This window comes from Corynebacterium neomassiliense, assembly GCF_900626215.1.
In the GTDB taxonomy this organism is placed as follows: domain Bacteria; phylum Actinomycetota; class Actinomycetes; order Mycobacteriales; family Mycobacteriaceae; genus Corynebacterium; species Corynebacterium neomassiliense.
In genome coordinates this window covers 1,498,247-1,518,158 of sequence record NZ_LR131106.1, presented here as the reverse complement: position 1 = coordinate 1,518,158, position 19,912 = coordinate 1,498,247, and the positions used below count along the sequence as shown (strand labels likewise).

The window sequence follows — 19,912 nt, the reverse complement described above, 5'->3', positions numbered from 1 at the left end:
GTGATCCTGCATCAGGTCCGAAACTAGCAGTTCCGTACCCGGGGCGCGGCGTAATCGTCAGAGAGTGCGGAAAACGCCTGAGGGTCAGTGAGGAGCGGACTGTCACCTGGCGCGCTTGGCGAGACGTTCCGTGTCCGAGATCAGGACAGACTTGCCCTCAAGGCGGATCCAGCCCCGGTGGGCGAACTCTGCGAGGGCTTTGTTCACCGTTTCCCTGGACGCTCCGACCAGCTGGGCGATCTCCTCCTGGGTGAGATCGTGGTGCACGCGCAGTGCGCCACCCTCCTGCACGCCGAAACGGTTGGCGAGCTGCAGGAGTGCCTTGGCCACCCGGCCGGGGACATCCGTGAAGATGAGGTCGGCCAGGGCGTTGTTCGTGCGGCGCAGACGCCGCGCCAGGACACGCAGCAGCTGTTCGGAGATCTCCGGGTGCGCCCGGATCCAGTCATGGAGCATGCGGGAGTCCATCGTCGCGGTGGCGACCTCGGTGACGCACACCGCCGCCGAGGTGCGGGGGCCGGGATCGAAGATGGAGAGCTCGCCGAACATGTCGGAGGGTCCCATGATGGTCAGCAGATTCTCGCGGCCGTCGGGGGCGTGCCGGGCCAACTTCACCTTGCCGGAGATGATGATGTAGAGGCGGTCACCGGGTTCCCCCTCGTCGAAGATCGTGGTGCCGCGGGGGAAAGTCGTCGAATCCAGCTGCTCGATCAGAGTGTTGACCGCCGCTGCTTCGACTCCCTGGAAGATGCCTGCGCGGGAGAGGATCTCGTGTACTTCGCCCATTGCCTGTTAGACTCCTGTAAAGCTGCGCTGCCGTGGACGTCGGCTGTGACAGGTTGGTCACAACGGCCCGGCGTCATGGTTTACCGCACAGAGTACAGCGTGCGCTGCCGTGCGGGGGGAACTGGGGGGCGCACAGGCACCGACCGTGTCACAGGGTACAGCACAGGGTCAACGACTAGGCTGGTCGCTCATGTCGGCCAGTAAGCCTGAAACTCCCCTGGCGCGTACCCGTCGTACCCGCCGGATCAACCGTCTCCTGGCAGAGGAGTACCCGGACGCACACTGTGAGCTCAACTTCACGAACCCGCTGGAACTGCTGGTCGCCACGGTACTTTCTGCCCAGTGCACCGACAGGCGGGTCAACCAGGTCACCCCGGCACTGTTCGCCGCCTACCCGGACGCGGCGGCCTATGCAGGGGCGTCACCCGCAGCTCTCGAGGCGCTGATCCGGCCCACCGGGTTCTTCCGCAACAAGGCGTCCAACCTCATCAGGGCCGGTGCCGTCCTCACCGAAAGGTACGGAGGTGAAGTTCCCCGCACCATGGAGGAACTTGTCGCGCTTCCGGGTGTGGGGCGTAAGACCGCCAACGTGATACTGGGCAACGCTTTCGGTGTGCCAGGATTCCCGGTGGACACCCATGTCGGACGTCTTGTCCGACGCCTCGGACTCACGGAGCAGACCGATCCGGTGGCAGTTGAGCGGGAGATCACCGCCATGGTCGAGAAGAAGGAGTGGACGATGTTCTCCCACCGGCTGATATTCCACGGACGTCGCGTCTGTCATTCCCGCCGCGCCGCCTGCGGGGTGTGCGTCCTGGCACGGCTGTGCCCCTCCGCCGGGACGGCCGGCCCCCTGGACGTCGCGGACGCCGGAAAGCTGGTGACGGCGTGAGCGACAGGGCCCGCACACTCCTCCTCGTCGTCGTCGTGCTCGTCGGACTCGGTGTGGCGGCCGTCCCTCTGGTGCTGTCCCTGTCCGGAGGTGGAACAGGATCCCCGGTGCAGGACGCGTCCCCGGTGTCACCGTCGGCCGGCCAGCCGGGGACGCCGGTCGCGGAGTCGGAGGCCCCGGACGCCCCGGTGGACGCCACCGGCACCCGCTACGACATCGCCGCAGACCGGCGCACGGCCTGCCCCGCCGGTGACGGCACCGACCCGGTGGACTCCGAACTCGCCGACGTGGTCCTGCCCTGCCTGACCACCGGCGGAGGTGAGGCCCGGACATCGATGGCCGCCGCCCTGGCCGGGAAACCGACCCTGGTCAACGTGTGGGCCTGGTGGTGCCAGCCCTGCCGTGCGGAGCTCCCCGTGCTGCAGGACGCGGCAGAGAAGCATCCCGAGTGGAACATCGTCGGCGTCCACGAGAACGGGCAGGGCCAGGCGGGTGCCGATCTGCTGGAGGAACTCGATGTCCGGCTGCCCGCGTTCCAGGACAGCACCGGTGTCTTCACCGCCGCCGCCGAACTGCCCGAGGTGATTCCCGTCTCAGTCGTCTACCGTGCCGACGGCACCCGGGCGGCGTTCCACCCCGGGGAGATCCGGTCGGTGGAGGAACTCGAGGAACTGATGGCAGGCGCGGCGTGACCCCCCGGTTCCGGTGCCGGCAGGGTTGACCGGCCGTTGGGCTAGACTGGCGTCCCCATGACTTCCACACCACAGTCCAGGACGCCGGACGACAGGACACCGGACGACAGGACACCGGATGAGCGGGTCCGCGGGGGCGGCGTCCCCCTCGGCGACTGGTTGGCCGGTGGACGCCGCCAGCCCGACCTGCCGGGTCCTCTGCCGGACTGGCTCAGGCCCCTGGTCGGACGGGCGCGACGAACCTCCACCGACCGTGCCACCCCGGGCCTGCCCGTCGGCGGTTCCTCCACGGTGCCCGAACTCGGCCCGGACGGCACACCACCGCGTCCGTCGGCGGTCCTCGTCCTTCTCGGGCGCGAACAGGGGCAGGACCCCACTGTGATGCTCACCCACCGGACCCCGACCCTGCGCAGCCACTCCGGCCAGCTCGCCTTCCCCGGCGGACACCGTGAGAGCGTGGACGCCGACCCTGTGGCCACCGCGCTGCGGGAAGCGACCGAGGAAACCGGTCTCGACCCCTCAGGGGTCACACCCCTGGCAGTTCTCGACCCCCTGTACATCGACCGCACCAACCATGCCGTGGTGCCGGTCATCGGCTGGTGGCGGCGTCCTGTCCCCGTGGCTCCCGCCACCGCGGAAAGCGACTGGGTGCGTAGTGTCCCCCTGTCGGAGCTCTCGGACCCGGCGAAACGGATGTACCTCGGGATCCCCGGGACCCGCGGCTGGCGCACCCCGGCATTCGACGTGGACGGCTACCTGCTGTGGGGCTTCACCGGAGCCCTGGTCGACGGACTGCTGAAGATGGGGGAATGGGAGCAGCCGTGGACTGCGACCGCCCCGGTCCTGGACCTCTTCGACGCCCTGGCGCAGTCGCGTAACGGTGAAACCCTGACCCCGGAGGATCTGCTGTGACCGGTTCGACGATCGTTGACGCACTGCTGGCGCTGGCCGCGCTCGGCGCACTGCTCACCGGCTGGCGCCAGGGAGGGATCTCGGCGCTGCTGTCCCTCGTCGGCGTCCTCGGAGGAGGCTGGCTCGCCCTGGATCTCCTGCCGGAGGCGCTGGACCTGGTGGACGGGGAGTCCGCCAGGTTCTTCGTCGCGGTGGCCGTCGTCGCAGTAGGTGTGGTGGCCGGTTACTCACTCGGATCGTGGGCGGGCCTGAAGCTCCGGGACGGGATCCGCACCCGCAGCATGCTGCGGGTCGACTCCGCCTTCGGCGCGGTGGTCCAGGTAGTCACCACGCTGGTGGTGATCTGGATGGTCGTCGTCCCGGTCGCGGGCAACAACTCCGGTGACCTGGGTGCTTCCGTCCGCGGATCGAAGATCCTGCGGGGCGTGAGTTCGGTGTCCCCGGAATGGCTGGAGGCGCTGCCGAACAGAGCGGCGACTCTGTTCAGCGACTCGGGTTTCCCCGCCGTCACCGATCCTTTCGCCGATGTCCCGGTGGTCGACGTCAACGCCCCGGACTCCGGTCTGGCGGCGTCCCCCGCGGTGGAGGCCGCACGCCCCTCCGTCGTGAGGGTCGTCGGACAGGCCGAGCAGTGCAGGAGGGTCCTGCAGGGCTCCGGGTTCCTGGTGTCACCGGACACCGTGATGACCAACGCCCACGTTGTCGCGGGTACCGACGTGGTGGGTATCGACACGGTCAACGGGGAGTTCGACGCCTCCGTGGTGTACTACAACCCGCAGGAGGATGTGGCGCTGCTGCGTGTCACCGACGACACCGGTCTGGCCCCACTGGCCTGGGCCCCCGACCCTGCGAAGCCGAACGACGACGCCATCGTGATGGGGTTCCCGCTGGGAGGACCCTTCAAGGCGACACCGGCGCGGGTGCGTGACCTGTTCACGGTCTCGGGTCCCGACATCTACGCCGACACCCGGGTGGACCGGGAGGCGTACACGCTACGTGGCACGGTGGTGCAGGGCAACTCCGGCGGCCCCGTGCTCAACGCCTCCGGTCAGGTCATAGGGCTGGTCTTCGGCGCGGCTGTGGGGGATTCCGAGACAGGCTACGCCCTGTCGAAGGCTGAGGTCCTTGACCATCTGGGCGACCCCGCCGGCTACGACTCGTCCTACACGGAGTCCGTGGACACCCGGGCGTGTGTGGCGTGACCGTGGTGGGGACGGTCACCCGGCGTCGCGGATGATCCGGGCGACCGCTGCGGGGTCCTCGATGTGGGGGAAATGTCCCACCCCGAACAGGACCTCTGTGCGGGAACCGCGGCCGCCGTGTGCGGCGGACATCCGCGCGATCTTCGCGTTGTAGGTACGGTCCATCGAACCGTCGACGCAGACCACCGGGGCATCCGTGTGGTTGGGGAGGGTGTGGTCGAAATGACCGCCCTCGGGGCGGAACCTGCTGCGCACGGTCCACCGACGGTACTCGCAGGACAGGTGCGCGACCTTGTCCACCTGCATCGCCTCCCTGCGGAGTTCGGCGTGCCTGGCGCAGACGTCGGTGTCGCGGAATCCGGGGGCGACCGACATCCGGAAGGCGTGGGCCACCTTTTCGGCGTTGTTGCGCAGCAGCAGGCGTTCCGGGATCCGGGGGAGCTGGGCGAAGAGGGAGGACCGTATCCGCGGCCACTGGGACACCGGATGCAGCAGCACCGACCGGGCGACGACACGGGGATGTGCGGACGCCAGGGTCACCAGTGCCCGGACGCGTTCGGGCTCGTGGGCGGCCATGGTCCATCCGATGAGTCCGCCTTCACCGTGCCCGACGACGAGTGCGTCGGGGTGACCGAGAACCCTGACCACACCGCACATGTCCGATGCTGCGGTGGTCAGGTCGTAGCCGCGGGGTGTTTTGTCGGACCGGCCGTATCCGCGCAGGTCCACTGCGGCGACACGGTAGCTGTCCGTGTCCCCGAACCGGGGGAGCAGTTCGGTCCAGTCGAACCAGCCGCCACCGAATCCGTGGATGAGCAGGACCAGAGGTGCGGTGCGGGGTCCTGAGACCGCGACGTGCAGCCGGATGCCGCGGGTGTGGACGTAGATGTGCTCCGGTCCGGTGGCGGGTGTCACTGGAATCCGTCCGTGTCCGGCCGACCTAGGTGAACAGCCCGGCGTCCGTGGAGGCGGACGCCGCGCTCTTGCCCGGCCCCGGGACGACGGTCTTGAGCTGTGACACCGACTCAATGGTCGCGACGGGCTTCTTCACGCCCTTGATGAACTTGACCGCGACCACCGCGAGAGCAGCGACGAGGACGACCATGATGAGGAAGACGACGAGGAAGGCGACCCAGCGGGGCATCCAGTTGTCGAGCAGTTCCGCGAGGAAGAAAAAGAAGAAGAACGAACTGTAGGCCAGGATCACCCCTGCGGCCCCCAGCAGACCGGCGGCGATTCCCGCCTTCTTCGCGGAGCCGGCGATCTCCGTCTTCGCCAGTTCGGTCTCGGAGCGGATCAGGGTGGAGACCTGGGTGGTGGCGTCCCGGACGAGTTCACCGATGCTGGGGGTGCGGCCGGAGTCCACGTCGGTCAGCGGGATGCTGTCGACCCGGGGAGTGAAGCTGTCGGCGTCGCTGAAGAGGCCCTCTGCCTTCTTGTTGTCCTTTTCGGTCACTGCGTGTTCTCCCTGTCCTACCTGACATACACGATGTACGTGCTGACTCGTACGTGCTGACTCTGGGCCATTCTGCCATGCCGCGGGGTTCCCGGGGCGGGGAACCCCTGGGGAAGACACCGGGAAGACGCCGGGAAGACGCCGAAAAGGTGCCGTCGACGGTCAGTCCCGGCCGCGGTAACGCACGACGAGGCCGGTCGCCAGGGCGGCGATCAGCGCCACTCCGGCGGAGGCGCCGGCGATGGCGATACCGCGGTCCTGGATATGGAACAGGGGCTCGGGTCTGCTGAAGGTGACCGTCTCCCATCCGCGGAGCGCGGCCTCCTTCCGCAGCGCCTTGTCCGGGTTGACCGGGACGGGGTGGCCCACGGACTCCAGCAGGGGGAGATCGGTGACGGAGTCGGAGTAGGCGTAGCTCGCCGACATGTCGATGTCCTGCTCTGCGGCAAGTTCCTTCAGTTTGTCGACTTTCGCTGCGCCGCGGCAGAAGAAGGGGACTTCCCCGGTGAAGGTTCCGTCAACGTCGACGGCCAGTTCGGTGGCGACGAGGTGGTCGACCCCGAGTTCTTCGGCGATGGGGGTGACGAGAATTCTGGCGGACGCCGTGATCATGGCTACCCTGTGTCCCGCCGCATGGTGGGCGTTGATGAGGTCCCGGGCTTCGGCGTAGATGAAGGGGACGATGACCTCGTGGAGTGCGTCAGAGGCGACTGACGCGAGATCGGAGGCCCGGCGTCCACGGACCATCTCGACGAGAATGTCTTTCGTGGCTTCCAGTGAGTTTTCGTCGTGTCCGGCGAGCCGGTAGTTGCCGAGCATGAGCAGCAGCCTCAGCATTTCTCCGGTGGTGATCAGGCCGCGGTCGGCGAGCGGTTTGCGGTACGCCATCGAGGCTGAGGTGTCGATGACTGTCTTGTCCAGGTCGAAGACGGCGAGGACGCGTGACGGTTCGACTCCGGGGTCGGTGGTGATGCGGAGCGGTACGGGGGTGGTGTCAGTGGACGCTGCGGTTGCTGCCGCGGGCTCTCCACTGTCTACGGGGACAGGCCTCACACCCCCACAATACGTCCCACCAGTCACATCCGTTACCTGACCAGAGTGGACGGCTGGTCGCCGACCTGAACTGTCCACAGAGCACGGAACCGGGTTCAGTGCTGTTGTCCACAGCTCTGCGGAGATCGGTTGCCGGGTCGGCGGGTCCCTGGCACTCTCCCTCAGCATGTTGGGGACACTGCAGAACTTCATCGACCGCTTCGAACGGCGCCCGTCAGGGCCGCAGCAGTACCGTACGCCCGCACCTGTCGTCACAGCCCTCGGCGACCGGTCGTCGGAGGACCTCGGCTCCGAGATCTCCCTCGTCATCGCGGTCACAGGGAGGCGTCACCTGGAGTGGAGGCCGGAGCTGGCCCTTCCACGTGACGTGACCTCGGTGCTTCTGGTGACCGGCACGGGCACTGTGCGTGGCCGTGACGGTGCGCCGGTGTCCGGGCAGGAGGTGGCGGCTGACCTCGTCTCCCGTGGCGTCTCGGTCCGGCAGGTCACCGTCACCGGTGATCCGTCCCACACCTCGCCGGAGCCTTTCTACCTGCTGCCGGCGCAGGCTCCCGAGCTTGCGGCGTACCTGGGGGCGTCCGATGTACCGGTGTGCGCTGTGTACGGCTCTGTCGGAGGAGCGGGCGCGAGCACGTTCGCGGCAGCTCTCGCCGGTGCGCTGGCAGACCCGGATCTGGGTGGAGACGGACGAAGCCTGCTGGTCGACTCATCCGGTAACGGAGACCTTGAGTTTCTGCTGGGGCTGGAAGACAGCACGGGACACAGGATGAGGGACATCGCCGGCACACCCGTCCTCACCGGCCCTGCGCTCCGGGAGCTTCCGTGGGCGGCGGACGTCGCCGTGCTCACCGGCAGGGGGACCCCGCCCGCCCGGCTGGATGTCGGCTGCCCGGTCGTCCATGACTGCGGCAGGTGGATGTGCGGGTCACCGTCACAGGCGGGCATGCAGGTGAACCGGACTGTACTGGTAGTGCCGGCGACGGTGCCCGGGACGCTCGCTGCCAGGGCGGTACTTGAGCAGTTGCCCGGTGCCTCGGTGGTTCTCAGGGAGATGCCACGGGCCGAACTCGAGTGGAATGACGCCCTGACGCTCATGGGACGTGCCCCCGAGACAGACTGGCGTGATGATCCCTACCTGGTCGGCGAGACTGACCGTGGAGAGTTCACCCCGACTCTCAGCGGGGCAGGAACCGCGGGAGCTGCGGCCTCCCGTCTGGTGGGGGAAGTGTGGTGAATACGGTGGGTACGGCAGGCAGCACGGGCGTGGCAGGCGGCACGGGTGCGGTGGACCCGGCGCGGGAGTCACTGCTGTCGGAGGTCCGTGACGATCTCGCCAGACGGGGAGTGGGGACGCCGACCCCGGCGGAGATCGCTGTGTCTGTGCAGCGGCTGACAGACGGGGGAGGTCGGAGAAATGGCGACGGGAACCGCAGAAGGAGACGCCATGGGGCGGTAGGGGCGCAGGTGGATGATGTCCGGGCACTGGCACGGGAGTTCTCGGGGCTCGGTGAGCTGGCGGTTCCGTTGGCGGACTCTGCCGTCACCGATGTACTCCTCAACGGGCCGGGACCTGTGTGGGTGGACCGGGGAGAAGGACTGGAGGCCACTGACCTGTGGATCACGGACCCCGTCCGTTGCCGGGAGATCGCCGTCAGGCTCGCCGCCGCGTGCGGAGTCCGTCTCGATGACGCCCGGCCGTTCGCGGACGGGGTGCTCACCGCCCTTCCACCTGGTGTGGTGGCGCAGGCGGTCAGGGTCCACGCGGTCCTGGACCAGCTCTCAGGCCAGGGAACCTGTGTGAGCCTGCGTGCGCTCAGCACCTCCCACCGCAACCTTGAGGCACTCCGGCGCGCGGGAATGTTTCCCCCGGAGATCGGGAGGCTGCTCAGGACCCTGGTACGTGACCGGTGCAGTCTGCTGCTCAGCGGCGGGACCGGTGCCGGTAAGACCACACTGCTCGCAGCTCTGCTGGCGGAGGTCCCGGGTGACCAGAGGATCCTGCTGGTGGAGGACACCCCGGAACTGATGCCGGACCACCCCCACGTGGTGGGTCTGCGTACCAGGGTCGCAGGCGTGGACGGTGCCGGAGAGATCGACGTACGGACCCTTGTGCGTCAGAGCCTGCGCATGCGGCCCGACCGGGTGGTGGTCGGGGAGATCCGGGGTGCGGAGATCGCGGAGCTGCTGCTCGCGTTCAACAGCGGCCATGCCGGAAGTGCCGGAACGGTCCACGCCAACAGCGTCAGTTCAGTTCCCGGAAGGTTGACGGCGCTGGGGTCACTGGCGGGGCTCGCGGAGTCAGCGGTGGCGCGGCAGGTGATCGACGGAATCGGGGTGGTCGTCCACGTGGAACGGACAGCGGTCGGACGCAGGGTCTCCCAGATCGGACGCTTCCTCCCCGGGGGCGGGGGGCTGAGTGTGGAGACGGTATGGGATGCGCACAAAGGTTGGAACCCTGCGCAGGATCTCACCGCGGAAGGGGAACTGCAGTGGACACGGTGACAGTTCTGGCGTCTGTGGGGGTGGCAGCCCCGGTGGGGCTGACGGCCAGGCTCATCGGAGGCAGGGTACGGAGATTGTCCGTGGAACGCAGACACACCCGTATCCTGCGGGAGTTCGTGGGCGCGTTCGCCCGCGAGCTCGATGTCGGTGCGACTCCGGTGACTGCTGCAGAGCACGCGCTTGAGTCTGTGTCGACTTCACCGGATGCCGGACGTCCCGGCAGCAGGGAACTGATCGACCGGCTGGGACTGGAGATCAGAAGAATCCGTCTGGGGGCGGTACCCGGGCAGGGCCCGGACCCGTCCGGTCCGGTCGTGGGGCAGGTCGCAGGGGATCAGGACAGAGGGTGCTTCCGGAAGTGTGGACGACTGCGCGGAAACCGGGGGAACAGGGGACGCCCGGGAGGTGCGGACACCACGGTCCCTGAGGAGGGGGTACGTCGGATGTTGGCCGTGTGGTCTTCGTCCCGACGCCACGGCACTGCTCTCGGGGCGATGATGGGAAGCCTCGGAGCCGATCTGGAGGCGAGGCTGACTCATCTGGGCAATACATCCAGTGCACTGGCGGGGGCACGGGTGACCGAGACCATTCTTCTGCTTCTGCCGCTGGGCGCGTTGGGGCTGGGGCAGTCGATGGGTCTGAGGCCCGTCGCATTCCTCACCGGAAACGTCCTCGGGGTCATTCTCCTGGTCGGCGGTGTCCTGCTCGGATGTGCAGGGGCACTGTGGACGGAGTCCCTCACCGTCACCGTTCTCGGCGGTGTGGGCAGGAGAGCGGGCCCCTCCGGGCACCGTGGGCTGTCACCGACCGAGGCTGCACGGCTGCTCGATCTGTTCGCTGAAGGACTGACCACCGGGCTTCCCATCGCCGTCGCATGGGGTTCAGCGATCGACTGCGGAGGCCGGGACCCGGCGGAACAGAGGGGAACAACCGGTGGCACGGTCTCTGCAGTCCGCACAGTGGCGGCACTGCTGATGCTGGGTGCCGGTGCGGACGCGTGGAAGCCTCTCCACGACGATCCTCAGCTCGGAGCTGTTGCACGGCTCGCCGGTGCGGGGGCACGTCACGGAGGACGGCTGGCTGAAGGCGTGAAAGCGCAGGCAGTGAGGTTGCGGCAGGATTCGGCGGACGCGTCACGCGCGGGGGCGGAAAGGGTCCTCGTCGTCGTCGCAGCTCCGCTGACCCTCTGCTTCCTTCCCGCGTTTGTCCTGGTGGGACTGATTCCGCTGGTGGTGGGCTTCGCAGGTATATGAGCTGCCGGCCCCGGGTCATTCCACCACCGCAGGTGCGTGGGCGCAGTGCGGACGCAACGCTGCCCGGCGACATCCAACTGACACGCACCAGATACGCACAGCAGAAAACACAGAAGACAAACACAGAAGACAAACACTCACAGAAAGGGGACATGACCATGTCCGAGAAAACTGCAGAACTGGCCGAAGTAACAGGAAACTCACCCGGGATGCCGGAGGCTCATGAGAGGGAAAGGGGGACTCTGCAGGAGAGAGTGCAGGACAGGAGGGGCGGTACCACGGTGGACGCCGCTGTCGGGACAATGGAGTCACAGGGGGAAGTGGCCGGAAGAACCGGCCTCATCGACCGCCTGCTGGCACTGTCAGGTGATGACCGGGGGATGAGCACCATCGAATACGCCCTGGGGTGTGTGGCCGCGGCCGCACTGGGGGCACTGCTCTACGTTGTTGTGACGTCCGACTCCGTCGAGGCGGCTCTGACCGGGATATTCGAACGTGCTCTCGACACGAAGTGACAGGCCTCCGAGGGTCAAGATGAAGAAGCCGGAGAACCGCGGAGAGGGGGAGGAGGGGGAGGAGGGGTACGTCACCGTTGAAGCGGCTGTCGTGTTCACCGCTCTCACCGCTGTGGTCGGGATGGTGGTGGCAGGGGTGGTGACCGTGGCGTCCTATCTCGGTGCTGTCGACCTTGCCCGGGATGCGGCGCGTGCCGCTTCCCTCGACCCGGCGAACGCGGAAGCTGTGGTGGCCGATCTCGTCGGGAAGGTCGACAGTCAGGCCAGGGCATCGGTGACGGTCACCGACACTGTCACCGTGCGGGTGACCCGGCCCGGCAGACTGTTCAACCTCACCGCAACTGCCGTGACCGTGCCGGAACCTGTTGTGCCGGCCCCGGGAGTTCCCACGGGGGTCACCGGCCGGTGAGGCGTGTGGACAGGGCAGTAGAGGGCGGGGAGGCACAGCAGAGTCGCGCAGGAGACGACGGTTCCGCGACAGTTGCCGGGGTGGGCGTGATACTCGGTGTGATCGCGCTGGCTGCGCTGGTGGGCTTCCGGACCTCGGGGCTTGTCGAACAGCACCGGGCTGTGGCTGCGGCCGACCTGGTCGCCCTGTCCGCAGCCACGGTCCAGCTGGTGACGGGTACTGCCGACGCCTGTGCCCGGGCCGCATCTGTCGCAGAAGAGAACGGGGCCGACCTGTCCGACTGCCGTGCAGTCACCGGCGGTGGTCCGGACGCTCCCGGCGGGACCGCGGGCTCGGAGGGGGTACTCGTCGTGGTGACGGTCGGGCAGGCTTCCGCCACGGCGGTCGCAGGGCCTTGACCGGGTCAGGTGGGCCGATGTACCGGTCAGCTCTGTCCGTCGCTGCGGTGGTCAGCTCTACACCGGACCATCTTCCGGACCGTCGGGAACGGTCGGGGGGAGTACAGCCGGTTCTGCTGATTCCGCCGAGTCCGCGAGGGCCCGCAGCAGCACAGCCGCGCCCTTCTTGTACAGGGGATCATTCCCGTTCCCGCACTTCGGAGACTGTACGCATGACGGGCAACCGGACTCGCAGGAACAGGATTCCACCGCTTCGGCTGTCATTCTCATCCACTGCGGAAACCGGTCGAACCCGGCTTCGGCGAAACCCGCTCCCCCCGCATAGCCGTCGTAGACGAACACCGTCGGAAGCCCCGTGTCAGCGTGCAGGACTGTGGAGACCCCTCCGATGTCCCACCGGTCGCAGGTCGCCAGCAGTGGCAGCAGACCGATGGCCGCATGTTCGGCGGCGTGGAGTGTCCCCGGCCACAGGGGCTCCTCGATACCCAGGTCCAGCAACACGCCGGGATCCACCGTGTAGGCCGCGGCGCGGGTGTCGAGTAGTTGAGGGGCACAGTCCAACGGCACGGTCTGCAGTACCTCTCCCGAGGAGGTGCGTCGCTGATAACCGGTGACCTGGTGACTGACCTGTACTGACACGTCCGCCAGCCAGATTCCCGAAGGTGTGGAGCCGGTGCCGCCGATCTCACAGGTCCGGTTGACCCCCTTCACCCGGATGTCCGTGGTCTCCATGGCCCGGGTGTACCACTCCGGTGACTCCGGATGGACCGCCGCCACCGACCCCTCCAGGTTGAGCTCGTCGACCACATACGACTCACCCTGGTGCACGTACACCGCCCCGTCGTGGACCTCGGATATCGCCCGTGCCGCGTCTACGGTGCCGAGCACCGCCCCGGTCGTGACGTCGACGATGAGAACCTGCTCCCCCGAACCGCCCCTGATACTGACCCGGGCGTGGACACCCGTCGCGGCGTCCACGTCGGCGAAGAATCCCCGCGGCCGGCGGCGCAGCAGTCCCCGGGACGTGAGGTCCCTGACCACGGTGGTGGCGTCGATGTCGCCGCCGAACGCGGAGACCTCATCTGAGGTCAACGGTGCCTCCGCGGCCGCGCAGAGTACATGATCGGCCAGGATGTACGGGTTGGTCGGATCGAACACCGAGGCTTCGACCGGCCGGTCGAGCAGGTCGGAGGGGTGGTGCACCAGGTAGGTGTCCAGGGGGTTGTCGGAGGCGACCATCACCACGAGACAGCCCTGACCACGGCGTCCCGCCCGGCCCGCCTGCTGGCGGAAACTCGCCACGGTGCCGGGGAATCCGCAGCTCACCACGACATCCAGGCCGCCGACGTCGATTCCGAGCTCCAGTGCACTCGTGGCCGCCATCCCGAGCAGGTCCCCGTCGTCGAGACGGTGCTCCAGCTCGCGGCGGGCTTCGGGGGTGTAGCCGGCACGGTAGGCGGCGATGCGACGTGCCCGGTCGGGGTGTCCCAGGGCGGTGAGATCGTCTGCGCACGCCAGGGCGGTGATCTCGGCACCGCGCCGGGAACGCACGAAGGTCAGGGTTCGGGCGCCTTCGGCGATGGTGCGTGCCATGATTGCCGCGGCTTCGGTCGTCGCCGCGCGTCGGACCGGGGCACCGTGCTCGCCGACGGTGTCGGGGAGGAATCCCGGTTCCCAGAGCGCAACCGTGCGTTCCCCACGGGGTGAGCCGTCGCCGGTGACCGCGACCGCGGGTCGTCCGGTGAGCCTTTGCGCGTGTCCGGAGGGGTCGGCGGTTGTCGCGGAGGCGAGGATGACGGTGGGATGTGCACCGGCCCGGGCCGCCAGTCGCAGCAGCCGGCGCAGTACCAGTGACACATGTGCGCCGAACACGCCCCGGTAGACGTGGCATTCGTCGATGACGAGGTAGCGGAGGTTGCGCAGCAGCCGGGTCCAGCGCGAGTTGTTGCCCAGGACCGAGGCGTGGACCATGTCCGGGTTGGAGATGATCATCCGCGACTCTTCGCGGATGAGGCGTCGGGCCTCACCCGGTGTGTCACCGTCGTAGGTTGCGACCGTGACGTCCCGGAGTGCAGGGCAGGACGCCACGAGCCGTGACATCGCGGCACGCTGGTCCTGTGCCAGAGCCTTGGTGGGTGCCAGGTAGAGGCAGGTCGCCCTCGGATCGTGGATCAGGGCGTCGATGACCGCGAGCTGGTATCCGAGGGATTTTCCTGATGCGGTACCGGTGGCGACCACCACGTCGTGTCCCTGGCGTGCCGTGTCGGCGGTGGCGACCTGGTGGGACCAGGGGCGGTTGACGCCCTCGTCGGTGAGGTGGCGGACCACGTCCGGGTCGACCCACGCGGGCCAGGCGACGGGTTCCGATTTTCTGGCAGGTTCGGTACGGACATGTGTGAGTACGGTTTCTCCGTCCCCTCCGTCCCCTCCACCCCCGGACGCCGCGGCGCCGCAGTGCTGTTCGCTGTCGGTGGACCGGCTGCCGGACCGTGGTGTGCCGCTGCGGGCGAGCGGGAGCAGTGCCTCAAGAATCTCGGCCCCGTATGTGGTCGCCGACGGCGTCCCGGCGTCTGTGACGTGGTCAGCGTGCGTTTCCGGGGTTCCTGGACTGGTCCCGTCGGGCTCGCCCGGGGTGCTCCCGGTGGTGCTGGTTGCGGTCATGTGGGTCGAGTCTAGGACAGGGGGTAGAGGGACCTGTCGGAGACTTTTTCGGGGTCGGTGTGGTGGTCCGGCGCAAAACGTGGAACACTGGTGGGCGGTCACAGTTTCTGTGCGTCGCTTTGCTCGCTGTTCCACCGGTTCTTCGCCGAGTCAGTAGGCGAAACGTTCGCGGGAGTTGTCTTGAATGCGGACGGACCTCCACTCCGGTGGTCTATGCATCGGCCCGGTGTCTCCGTAAAAGAACGTGGAGATGTCGATCACCGAATCTGAAGAAGGTAAGAACATGGCACAGGGAACCGTCAAGTGGTTCAACGCTGAAAAGGGCTACGGCTTCATCGCACCGAACGATGGTGGCGCTGACGTCTTCGTCCACTACTCCGAGATCCAGGGCAACGGCTTCCGTACCCTCGAGGAGAACCAGCAGGTTGAGTTCGAGATCGGCGAGGGCGCCAAGGGCCCGCAGGCTCAGCAGGTCACCGCTCTCTAAGACCCTCCGGGGCCTGAAAGGGTCCCCCCGGGTCTCGGAGACCGGTTCTGCTCTGCCGGAACCGTTCGAAGACACCGCCCCCCACCGGATACGTCCGGTGGGGGGCGGTGTCGTGTCTCAGGATGTCCCCGCTGCGGTCGCGGCGGTCAGTCTTCCTGTGCTGGGCGGCAATGCCGCCACCGGCGTCCGGAACCTGCCCCGGAACCTGCCCCGGAGTTTGCCCCGGAATTTGCCGAGGTCGGTCGGGTCAGTGCTGTTCCTGCCAGGCGACGACCGAATCCATGTGTTCGACTGTCCAGGTGAACATGGCGTGTACCGGGGTGAGTGCGGAACGGCCCAGGTCGGTCAGCCGGTAGACGACCCGGGGGGGAATTTCGGGGTAGGCGGTCCGTTCGACCAGTCCGTCGGAGGTGAGGACGCCGAGGCGCTGTGTCAGCACCTTGTCGGAGATGCCGTCCACGTGCTTCTTGAGGTCTCCGAAACGCCGGTTGTCGTCCTCGAGGGCCAGAAGTATCAGCATGTTCCACCTGTCGCCGACGGTGGTGAAGAGGACTCGGCTCGGGCAGTTGCGCGCGGCCGGATTCCAGGAAGGTGATGGGGGGACTGCTGTGGACATGTGAATCAGACTAGCACCGGCAGCGGCCGCCGGAACAACACCGTATACACACTTTACATTGGTAAGTTACAAGGGTATGGTCGGTTGCGTAACCACGACGACACCCGTTACGGGTCGTGGCCCGGGACCGCCGAACCGGTCCCTTCAGGTCAGGTACGGTGCCGGCAGGCGCCGTCGTTGTCGCACACCGTCACGAAAGGTCAGTTCATGAGCACCGTCACCGTCTACGGATCCACCGGCATGGTCGGGTCCGCCATCACCGCCGAAGCAGCTTCCCGTGGGTTCACCGTCACCGGAGTGACCAGGGGAAACCCGGATCATGTGAAGAACCCGGTCCCCGGCGTCACCTATGTCACCGGTGACATCGCCGACACCGGAGACGTCGTGGAGAAGGCCCGCGCCACGGACATCATCGTGTTCTCCGTGCCCGGTCCGCGTGACGGAAGCTCGGTCCAGCCCATCATCGACGCCCATTCGCGCATCGTCGCAGCCTTCGCAGGGGCGAAGATCACCGCCCGCATCTTCATTGTCGGAGGGGCAGGAGCCACCCGTACCCCGGACGGCACGATGCTCAAGGACACCCCCGACTTCCCCGCCGCGTACAAGGCCGAAGCGGAGAGCTTCGCCAGGATCCTGGAGCTCTGGCAGGGGTCCGCCCGTGACCTCGACTGGACCATGCTCGCCCCGGCGCCCCAGATCGCCCCGGGTGAGCCCACCGAGTCCTACAACCTCGGTGACGACCAGCCTGCCGGTGACTTCGTGACCGCCGGTACCTTCGCCAGGGCAGCGGTCGACGAGCTGGAGAAGCCGGCTCACCGGCGTGCACGTTTCACCGTCGCCAACGCCTGACCGACAGGCCCTGCCGGCACGCTTCTGACCGTCCTCCCGATGTCGGGCAAGGGCTCCCCGCCACAGGCACAACCGTCGTTGGACGGTCCGTGTACCGGCGGCATCCGCGGTGGCGGGGGACGGTACGACTTCCCCCCGCTACAACGGAGGGAAACACACACCTGTCCGGTGGTCCGTGTATGGTCGCACGTCGAGACTGGTTTCGAGGTATGAAGGTAGGACGGACCGGATGGCAGCGCAGGATAGTGCGGGTACGGGCGGTAGCGGCAGGAAGCTCGTGATCGTGGAGTCCGCCACGAAAGCGAAGAAGATCCAGCGCTACCTCGGCGACGGATATATCGTCGAGGCGTCCGTCGGACATATCCGTGACCTGCCCCGGGGGGCCGCCGATGTTCCCGCGAAGTACAAGAAGGAACCGTGGGCACGTCTCGGCGTGAACGTCGAGCACGACTTCCAGCCGCTCTACCTCGTCAGTGCGGACAAGAAGAAGAAGGTCGCCGACCTCAGGGCGAAGCTCAGGCAGGCCGACGAACTTCTGCTGGCCACCGACCCCGACCGTGAGGGGGAGGCCATTGCCTGGCATCTCCTCGAAGTGCTCAAGCCGAAGGTTCCGGTCCGCCGGATGGTCTTCCACGAGATCACCCCGGAAGCTATCCGTGAAGCCGCGGAGAACACCCGTGAGCTTGATCTCGACCTGGTGGACGCCCAGGAGACCCGACGGGTCCTGGACCGCCTCTACGGGTACGAGATCTCACCGGTGTTGTGGAAGAAGGTCATGCCGCGGCTGTCGGCGGGCCGGGTGCAGTCCGTCGCCACGCGGGTCATCGTCCGCCGTGAGCGTGAGCGTATGGCCTTCGTCAGGGCCGGCTACTGGGACCTGACCGCGACGCTTGACCGCGGGGACCGTGGGGCTTCCGACGCCGCGGGCGGAAATCCCCGTACCTTCGATGCCGACCTGGTCGCCGTGGACGGTGCGAGAGTCGCCAGAGGCCGGGACTTCGGTGAGGACGGGAAACTGCGGACAAGCAGGTCCCGGCAGAATGTCACAGTGCTCGACGAGGCCCGTGCCCGTGCTCTTGCTGACGCCCTGACCGGTGCCACCATGGCAGTGTCTGACGTGGAGGAGAAGCCGTACACACGGCGTCCCTACGCACCGTTCATGACGTCCACCCTCCAGCAGGAGGCGGGCAGGAAGCTGCACTTCACCTCGGAGCGCACGATGCGGATCGCGCAAAGGCTCTACGAGAACGGTCACATCACCTACATGCGTACCGACTCGACGACCCTCTCCGCCTCGGGCATCGCCGCGGCCCGGCAGCAGGCCGCCGAGCTCTACGGTCCCGCCTATGTGGCAGATTCTCCCCGGCAGTACACCCGCAAGGTGAAGAACTCCCAGGAGGCACACGAGGCCATCCGCCCGGCCGGTGAGACCTTCGCCACCCCCGGGGCACTCGCCTCCCAGCTGGACGCCGAAGAGTTCAGACTCTACGAGCTGATCTGGCAGCGCACCGTCGCCTCACAGATGGCTGACGCCCGGGGAACCTCGATGAAGGTGACGGTCTCGGGCACCGCATCCTCCGGGGAGAACGTCGACCTGCAGGCCAGCGGACGTACGATCACCTTCCCCGGATTCCTGAAAGCCTATGTGGAGTCCACCCGCAACGCCGACGGCCGGGATGTCGCGGACAACGCCGAGAAAGCCCTGCCCGTGCTCGCCGTGGGTGACGCCCTGGATGCCGCGGCGGTCGAGGCCAAGGGCCATGAGACCCAGCCGCCGGCACGATACACCGAAGCCTCCCTGGTCAAGACCATGGAGGAGCTCGGAATCGGCCGACCCTCCACCTACGCCTCGATCATCAAGACGATCAAGGACCGCGGATATGTGGTCTCCCGGGGTTCGGCTCTGGTACCCAGCTGGACTGCTTTTGCCGTGGTCGGGCTGCTCGAAGACAACTTCGGTTCCCTCGTCGACTACGAGTTCACCTCGTCGATGGAGGACGAACTCGACGAGATCGCCCGCGGTGAGGAGAACAGGTCCCACTGGTTACAGGGGTTCTACTTCGGGGACACGTCCGCCTCCGACGCTCCGGCGGAAACTGTCGCCCGCCTGGGCGGTCTCAAGCATCTCGTGGCCGACAACCTCGAGCAGATCGACGCCCGTAAGGTCAACTCACTGCACCTGTTCGACGACGCCGCCGGCGTCCCGGTGGTCGTGCGGGTGGGACGCTACGGGGCTTACCTGGAGAGAATCGTTCCCCCGACGACCGAGGGAGGCGAACCGACCGTGCAGCGCGCGAACCTGCCGGAGTCGCTCCTTCCGGACGAACTGACCCCGGAGATCGCGGAGAAGCTCTTCTCCACCCCGCAGGGTGGACGGGAACTGGGCGTCAACCCGGCTAACGGCCGGGTCATCGTCGTCCGCGAGGGACGGTACGGCCCCTATGTGACCGAGAAGGTCACCGACGACGAAGAGGCCAGGGTCGTCGCCGAGGCGGAGAAAGTCATCGACGCGGAACGGGACGCCGAGGACGCCGCGCGCGCCGCCGAGGGCAAGAAACCCCTCAGCAGAGAGACGAAGACGGCACAGAACAGGAAGGAACGTCGGATCAGGGAGATCCTCGAGGAGACCCTGAAGCCGAAGACTGCGTCACTGCTGTCGTCCATGGACCCGGCAACGGTGACCCTCGAGGACGCCCTGAAGGTCATGTCCCTTCCCCGCGAGGTGGGTGTCGACCCGTCAGACGGTGAGATGATCCTGGCGCAGAACGGCAGGTTCGGCCCCTACCTGAAGAAGGGCAACGATTCCCGTTCCCTCGCCAGTGAGGACCAGGTCTTCACGGTCACCCTCGAAGAGGCACGGCGGATCTACGCCGAACCGAAGCGTCGTGGGCGCGCCGCGGCGAAGCCGCCGCTGAAGCAGCTGGGGGACAATGATGTCTCCGGTAAGCCGATGACGGTGAAGGAGGGACGCTTCGGCCCCTACGTGACCGACGGGACGACGAATGCGTCTCTGCGTCGGGGCGACACACCCGAGACCATGACCGATGCCAGGGCCAACGAACTGCTCAGTGAGCGGAGGGCGAAGGAGGCCGCAGAGGGGGGGCCGGCAAAGAAGTCGGCGAAGTCTTCGCGTAAGGCGTCCCCTGCGAAGAAGACGGCGAAGAAGACAGTCAAGAAGACGGTCAGGAAGTCCACGGCGGAGAGGTAGACCACAACCACTACCGCGCGT

Annotated in this window: 19 protein-coding genes; 13 read left to right on the top strand and 6 right to left on the bottom strand. The window is 67.4% G+C overall.

Features of this window, described 5'->3' with window-relative positions:
• Positions 1-102: 102 nt before the first annotated feature.
• Complete coding sequence (gene glxR, locus E0E18_RS06710) at positions 103-786, bottom strand: CRP-like cAMP-activated global transcriptional regulator GlxR (RefSeq protein WP_066588060.1); 684 nt, start codon at positions 784-786, stop codon at positions 103-105.
• Positions 787-976: 190 nt separating this feature from the next.
• Between glxR and nth the strand changes: the two genes are divergently transcribed.
• Genes nth through E0E18_RS06690 form a run of 4 tightly spaced genes read left to right on the top strand, consistent with a single transcriptional unit; the run spans position 977 to position 4,484 of the window.
• Positions 977-1,678, top strand: coding sequence for an endonuclease III (nth, locus tag E0E18_RS06705; RefSeq protein ID WP_110480973.1), 702 nt, complete (start codon positions 977-979; stop codon positions 1,676-1,678).
• Positions 1,675-2,370, top strand: coding sequence for a TlpA family protein disulfide reductase (locus E0E18_RS06700; protein WP_130839851.1), 696 nt, complete (start codon positions 1,675-1,677; stop codon positions 2,368-2,370). The genes nth and E0E18_RS06700 overlap by 4 nt, the downstream gene beginning before the upstream one ends.
• Positions 2,371-2,427: 57 nt before the next feature.
• On the top strand, positions 2,428-3,282 hold the full coding sequence (locus tag E0E18_RS06695) for an NUDIX hydrolase (protein ID WP_078057363.1): 855 nt from the start codon (positions 2,428-2,430) through the stop codon (positions 3,280-3,282).
• Entirely contained in the window at positions 3,279-4,484 is a 1,206-nt protein-coding gene (locus E0E18_RS06690; RefSeq protein WP_130839848.1) for a MarP family serine protease, read from the top strand. The genes E0E18_RS06695 and E0E18_RS06690 overlap by 4 nt, the downstream gene beginning before the upstream one ends.
• A 15-nt stretch (positions 4,485-4,499) precedes the next feature.
• On the opposite strand, the gene E0E18_RS06685 is transcribed toward E0E18_RS06690, so the two are convergent.
• The 3 genes from E0E18_RS06685 to E0E18_RS06675 all read right to left on the bottom strand — a co-directional run bounded on the left by E0E18_RS06685 (position 4,500) and on the right by E0E18_RS06675 (position 6,993).
• Positions 4,500-5,399 carry an alpha/beta fold hydrolase gene (locus E0E18_RS06685; protein ID WP_130839846.1) on the bottom strand — a complete coding sequence of 300 codons (900 nt, stop codon included), beginning with the start codon at positions 5,397-5,399 and terminating at the stop codon, positions 4,500-4,502.
• 25 nt (positions 5,400-5,424) lie between these two features.
• Positions 5,425-5,940 (bottom strand): phage holin family protein, encoded by a 516-nt coding sequence (locus E0E18_RS06680; RefSeq protein WP_130839843.1) that lies wholly within the window; start codon positions 5,938-5,940, stop codon positions 5,425-5,427.
• A gap of 162 nt (positions 5,941-6,102) precedes the next feature.
• Positions 6,103-6,993, bottom strand: a complete 891-nt coding sequence (locus tag E0E18_RS06675; protein WP_237559666.1) for an HAD family hydrolase — start codon at positions 6,991-6,993, stop codon at positions 6,103-6,105.
• Between the two features lie 166 nt (positions 6,994-7,159).
• On the opposite strand from E0E18_RS06675, the gene E0E18_RS06670 reads away from it, so the two are divergent.
• From E0E18_RS06670 to E0E18_RS06645, 6 genes are all read left to right on the top strand, one after another.
• Positions 7,160-8,227, top strand: coding sequence for a CpaE-like family protein (locus E0E18_RS06670; protein WP_237559665.1), 1,068 nt, complete (start codon positions 7,160-7,162; stop codon positions 8,225-8,227).
• A 29-nt stretch (positions 8,228-8,256) separates the two neighbouring features.
• The gene (locus tag E0E18_RS06665; RefSeq protein ID WP_237559664.1) at positions 8,257-9,495 is read left to right on the top strand and encodes a TadA family conjugal transfer-associated ATPase; all 1,239 of its coding nucleotides are present in this window, start codon (positions 8,257-8,259) and stop codon (positions 9,493-9,495) included.
• Positions 9,483-10,748, top strand: coding sequence for a hypothetical protein (locus E0E18_RS06660; protein WP_237559663.1), 1,266 nt, complete (start codon positions 9,483-9,485; stop codon positions 10,746-10,748). The genes E0E18_RS06665 and E0E18_RS06660 overlap by 13 nt, the downstream gene beginning before the upstream one ends.
• 158 nt (positions 10,749-10,906) lie before the next feature.
• On the top strand, positions 10,907-11,263 hold the full coding sequence (locus E0E18_RS14460; RefSeq protein ID WP_419866045.1) for a DUF4244 domain-containing protein: 357 nt from the start codon (positions 10,907-10,909) through the stop codon (positions 11,261-11,263).
• A gap of 19 nt (positions 11,264-11,282) precedes the next feature.
• Positions 11,283-11,672: a hypothetical protein gene (locus E0E18_RS06650; RefSeq protein ID WP_237559662.1), complete on the top strand. Its 390-nt coding sequence runs from the start codon at positions 11,283-11,285 to the stop codon at positions 11,670-11,672.
• A gap of 5 nt (positions 11,673-11,677) precedes the next feature.
• On the top strand, positions 11,678-12,070 hold the full coding sequence (locus tag E0E18_RS06645; protein WP_078057499.1) for an Rv3654c family TadE-like protein: 393 nt from the start codon (positions 11,678-11,680) through the stop codon (positions 12,068-12,070).
• Positions 12,071-12,127: 57 nt separating this feature from the next.
• Here E0E18_RS06645 and E0E18_RS06640 read toward each other — a convergent pair whose 3' ends face one another.
• Positions 12,128-14,731, bottom strand: coding sequence for a DEAD/DEAH box helicase (locus E0E18_RS06640; RefSeq protein ID WP_237559661.1), 2,604 nt, complete (start codon positions 14,729-14,731; stop codon positions 12,128-12,130).
• A gap of 283 nt (positions 14,732-15,014) precedes the next feature.
• On the opposite strand from E0E18_RS06640, the gene E0E18_RS06635 reads away from it, so the two are divergent.
• The gene (locus E0E18_RS06635) at positions 15,015-15,218 is read left to right on the top strand and encodes a cold-shock protein (RefSeq protein ID WP_010120999.1); all 204 of its coding nucleotides are present in this window, start codon (positions 15,015-15,017) and stop codon (positions 15,216-15,218) included.
• Between the two features lie 247 nt (positions 15,219-15,465).
• On the opposite strand, the gene E0E18_RS06630 is transcribed toward E0E18_RS06635, so the two are convergent.
• Positions 15,466-15,834 carry a winged helix-turn-helix transcriptional regulator gene (locus E0E18_RS06630; protein ID WP_130839839.1) on the bottom strand — a complete coding sequence of 123 codons (369 nt, stop codon included), beginning with the start codon at positions 15,832-15,834 and terminating at the stop codon, positions 15,466-15,468.
• A gap of 207 nt (positions 15,835-16,041) precedes the next feature.
• Here E0E18_RS06630 and E0E18_RS06625 point away from each other — a divergent pair, with 207 nt between their 5' ends.
• Complete coding sequence (locus E0E18_RS06625) at positions 16,042-16,683, top strand: NAD(P)-dependent oxidoreductase (RefSeq protein ID WP_066588036.1); 642 nt, start codon at positions 16,042-16,044, stop codon at positions 16,681-16,683.
• 229 nt (positions 16,684-16,912) lie between these two features.
• Positions 16,913-19,891: a type I DNA topoisomerase gene (topA, locus tag E0E18_RS06620; protein WP_130839836.1), complete on the top strand. Its 2,979-nt coding sequence runs from the start codon at positions 16,913-16,915 to the stop codon at positions 19,889-19,891.
• The last annotated feature ends 21 nt before the right edge of the window (positions 19,892-19,912 follow it).

Bases quoted from the DNA above. Each gene is read 5' to 3' on its own strand.
- E0E18_RS06695 (WP_078057363.1), top strand. From the start codon at position 2,428: ATGACTTCCACACCACAGTCCAGGACGCCGGACGACAGGACACCGGAC.
- E0E18_RS14460 (WP_419866045.1), top strand. From the start codon at position 10,907: ATGTCCGAGAAAACTGCAGAACTGGCCGAAGTAACAGGAAACTCACCC.
- topA (WP_130839836.1), top strand. From the start codon at position 16,913: ATGGCAGCGCAGGATAGTGCGGGTACGGGCGGTAGCGGCAGGAAGCTC.
- glxR (WP_066588060.1), bottom strand. From the start codon at position 786: ATGGGCGAAGTACACGAGATCCTCTCCCGCGCAGGCATCTTCCAGGGA.
- E0E18_RS06625 (WP_066588036.1), top strand. From the start codon at position 16,042: ATGAGCACCGTCACCGTCTACGGATCCACCGGCATGGTCGGGTCCGCC.
- E0E18_RS06670 (WP_237559665.1), top strand. From the start codon at position 7,160: ATGTTGGGGACACTGCAGAACTTCATCGACCGCTTCGAACGGCGCCCG.
- E0E18_RS06635 (WP_010120999.1), top strand. From the start codon at position 15,015: ATGGCACAGGGAACCGTCAAGTGGTTCAACGCTGAAAAGGGCTACGGC.
- E0E18_RS06650 (WP_237559662.1), top strand. From the start codon at position 11,283: ATGAAGAAGCCGGAGAACCGCGGAGAGGGGGAGGAGGGGGAGGAGGGG.
- E0E18_RS06640 (WP_237559661.1), bottom strand. From the start codon at position 14,731: ATGACCGCAACCAGCACCACCGGGAGCACCCCGGGCGAGCCCGACGGG.
- nth (WP_110480973.1), top strand. From the start codon at position 977: ATGTCGGCCAGTAAGCCTGAAACTCCCCTGGCGCGTACCCGTCGTACC.
- E0E18_RS06630 (WP_130839839.1), bottom strand. From the start codon at position 15,834: ATGTCCACAGCAGTCCCCCCATCACCTTCCTGGAATCCGGCCGCGCGC.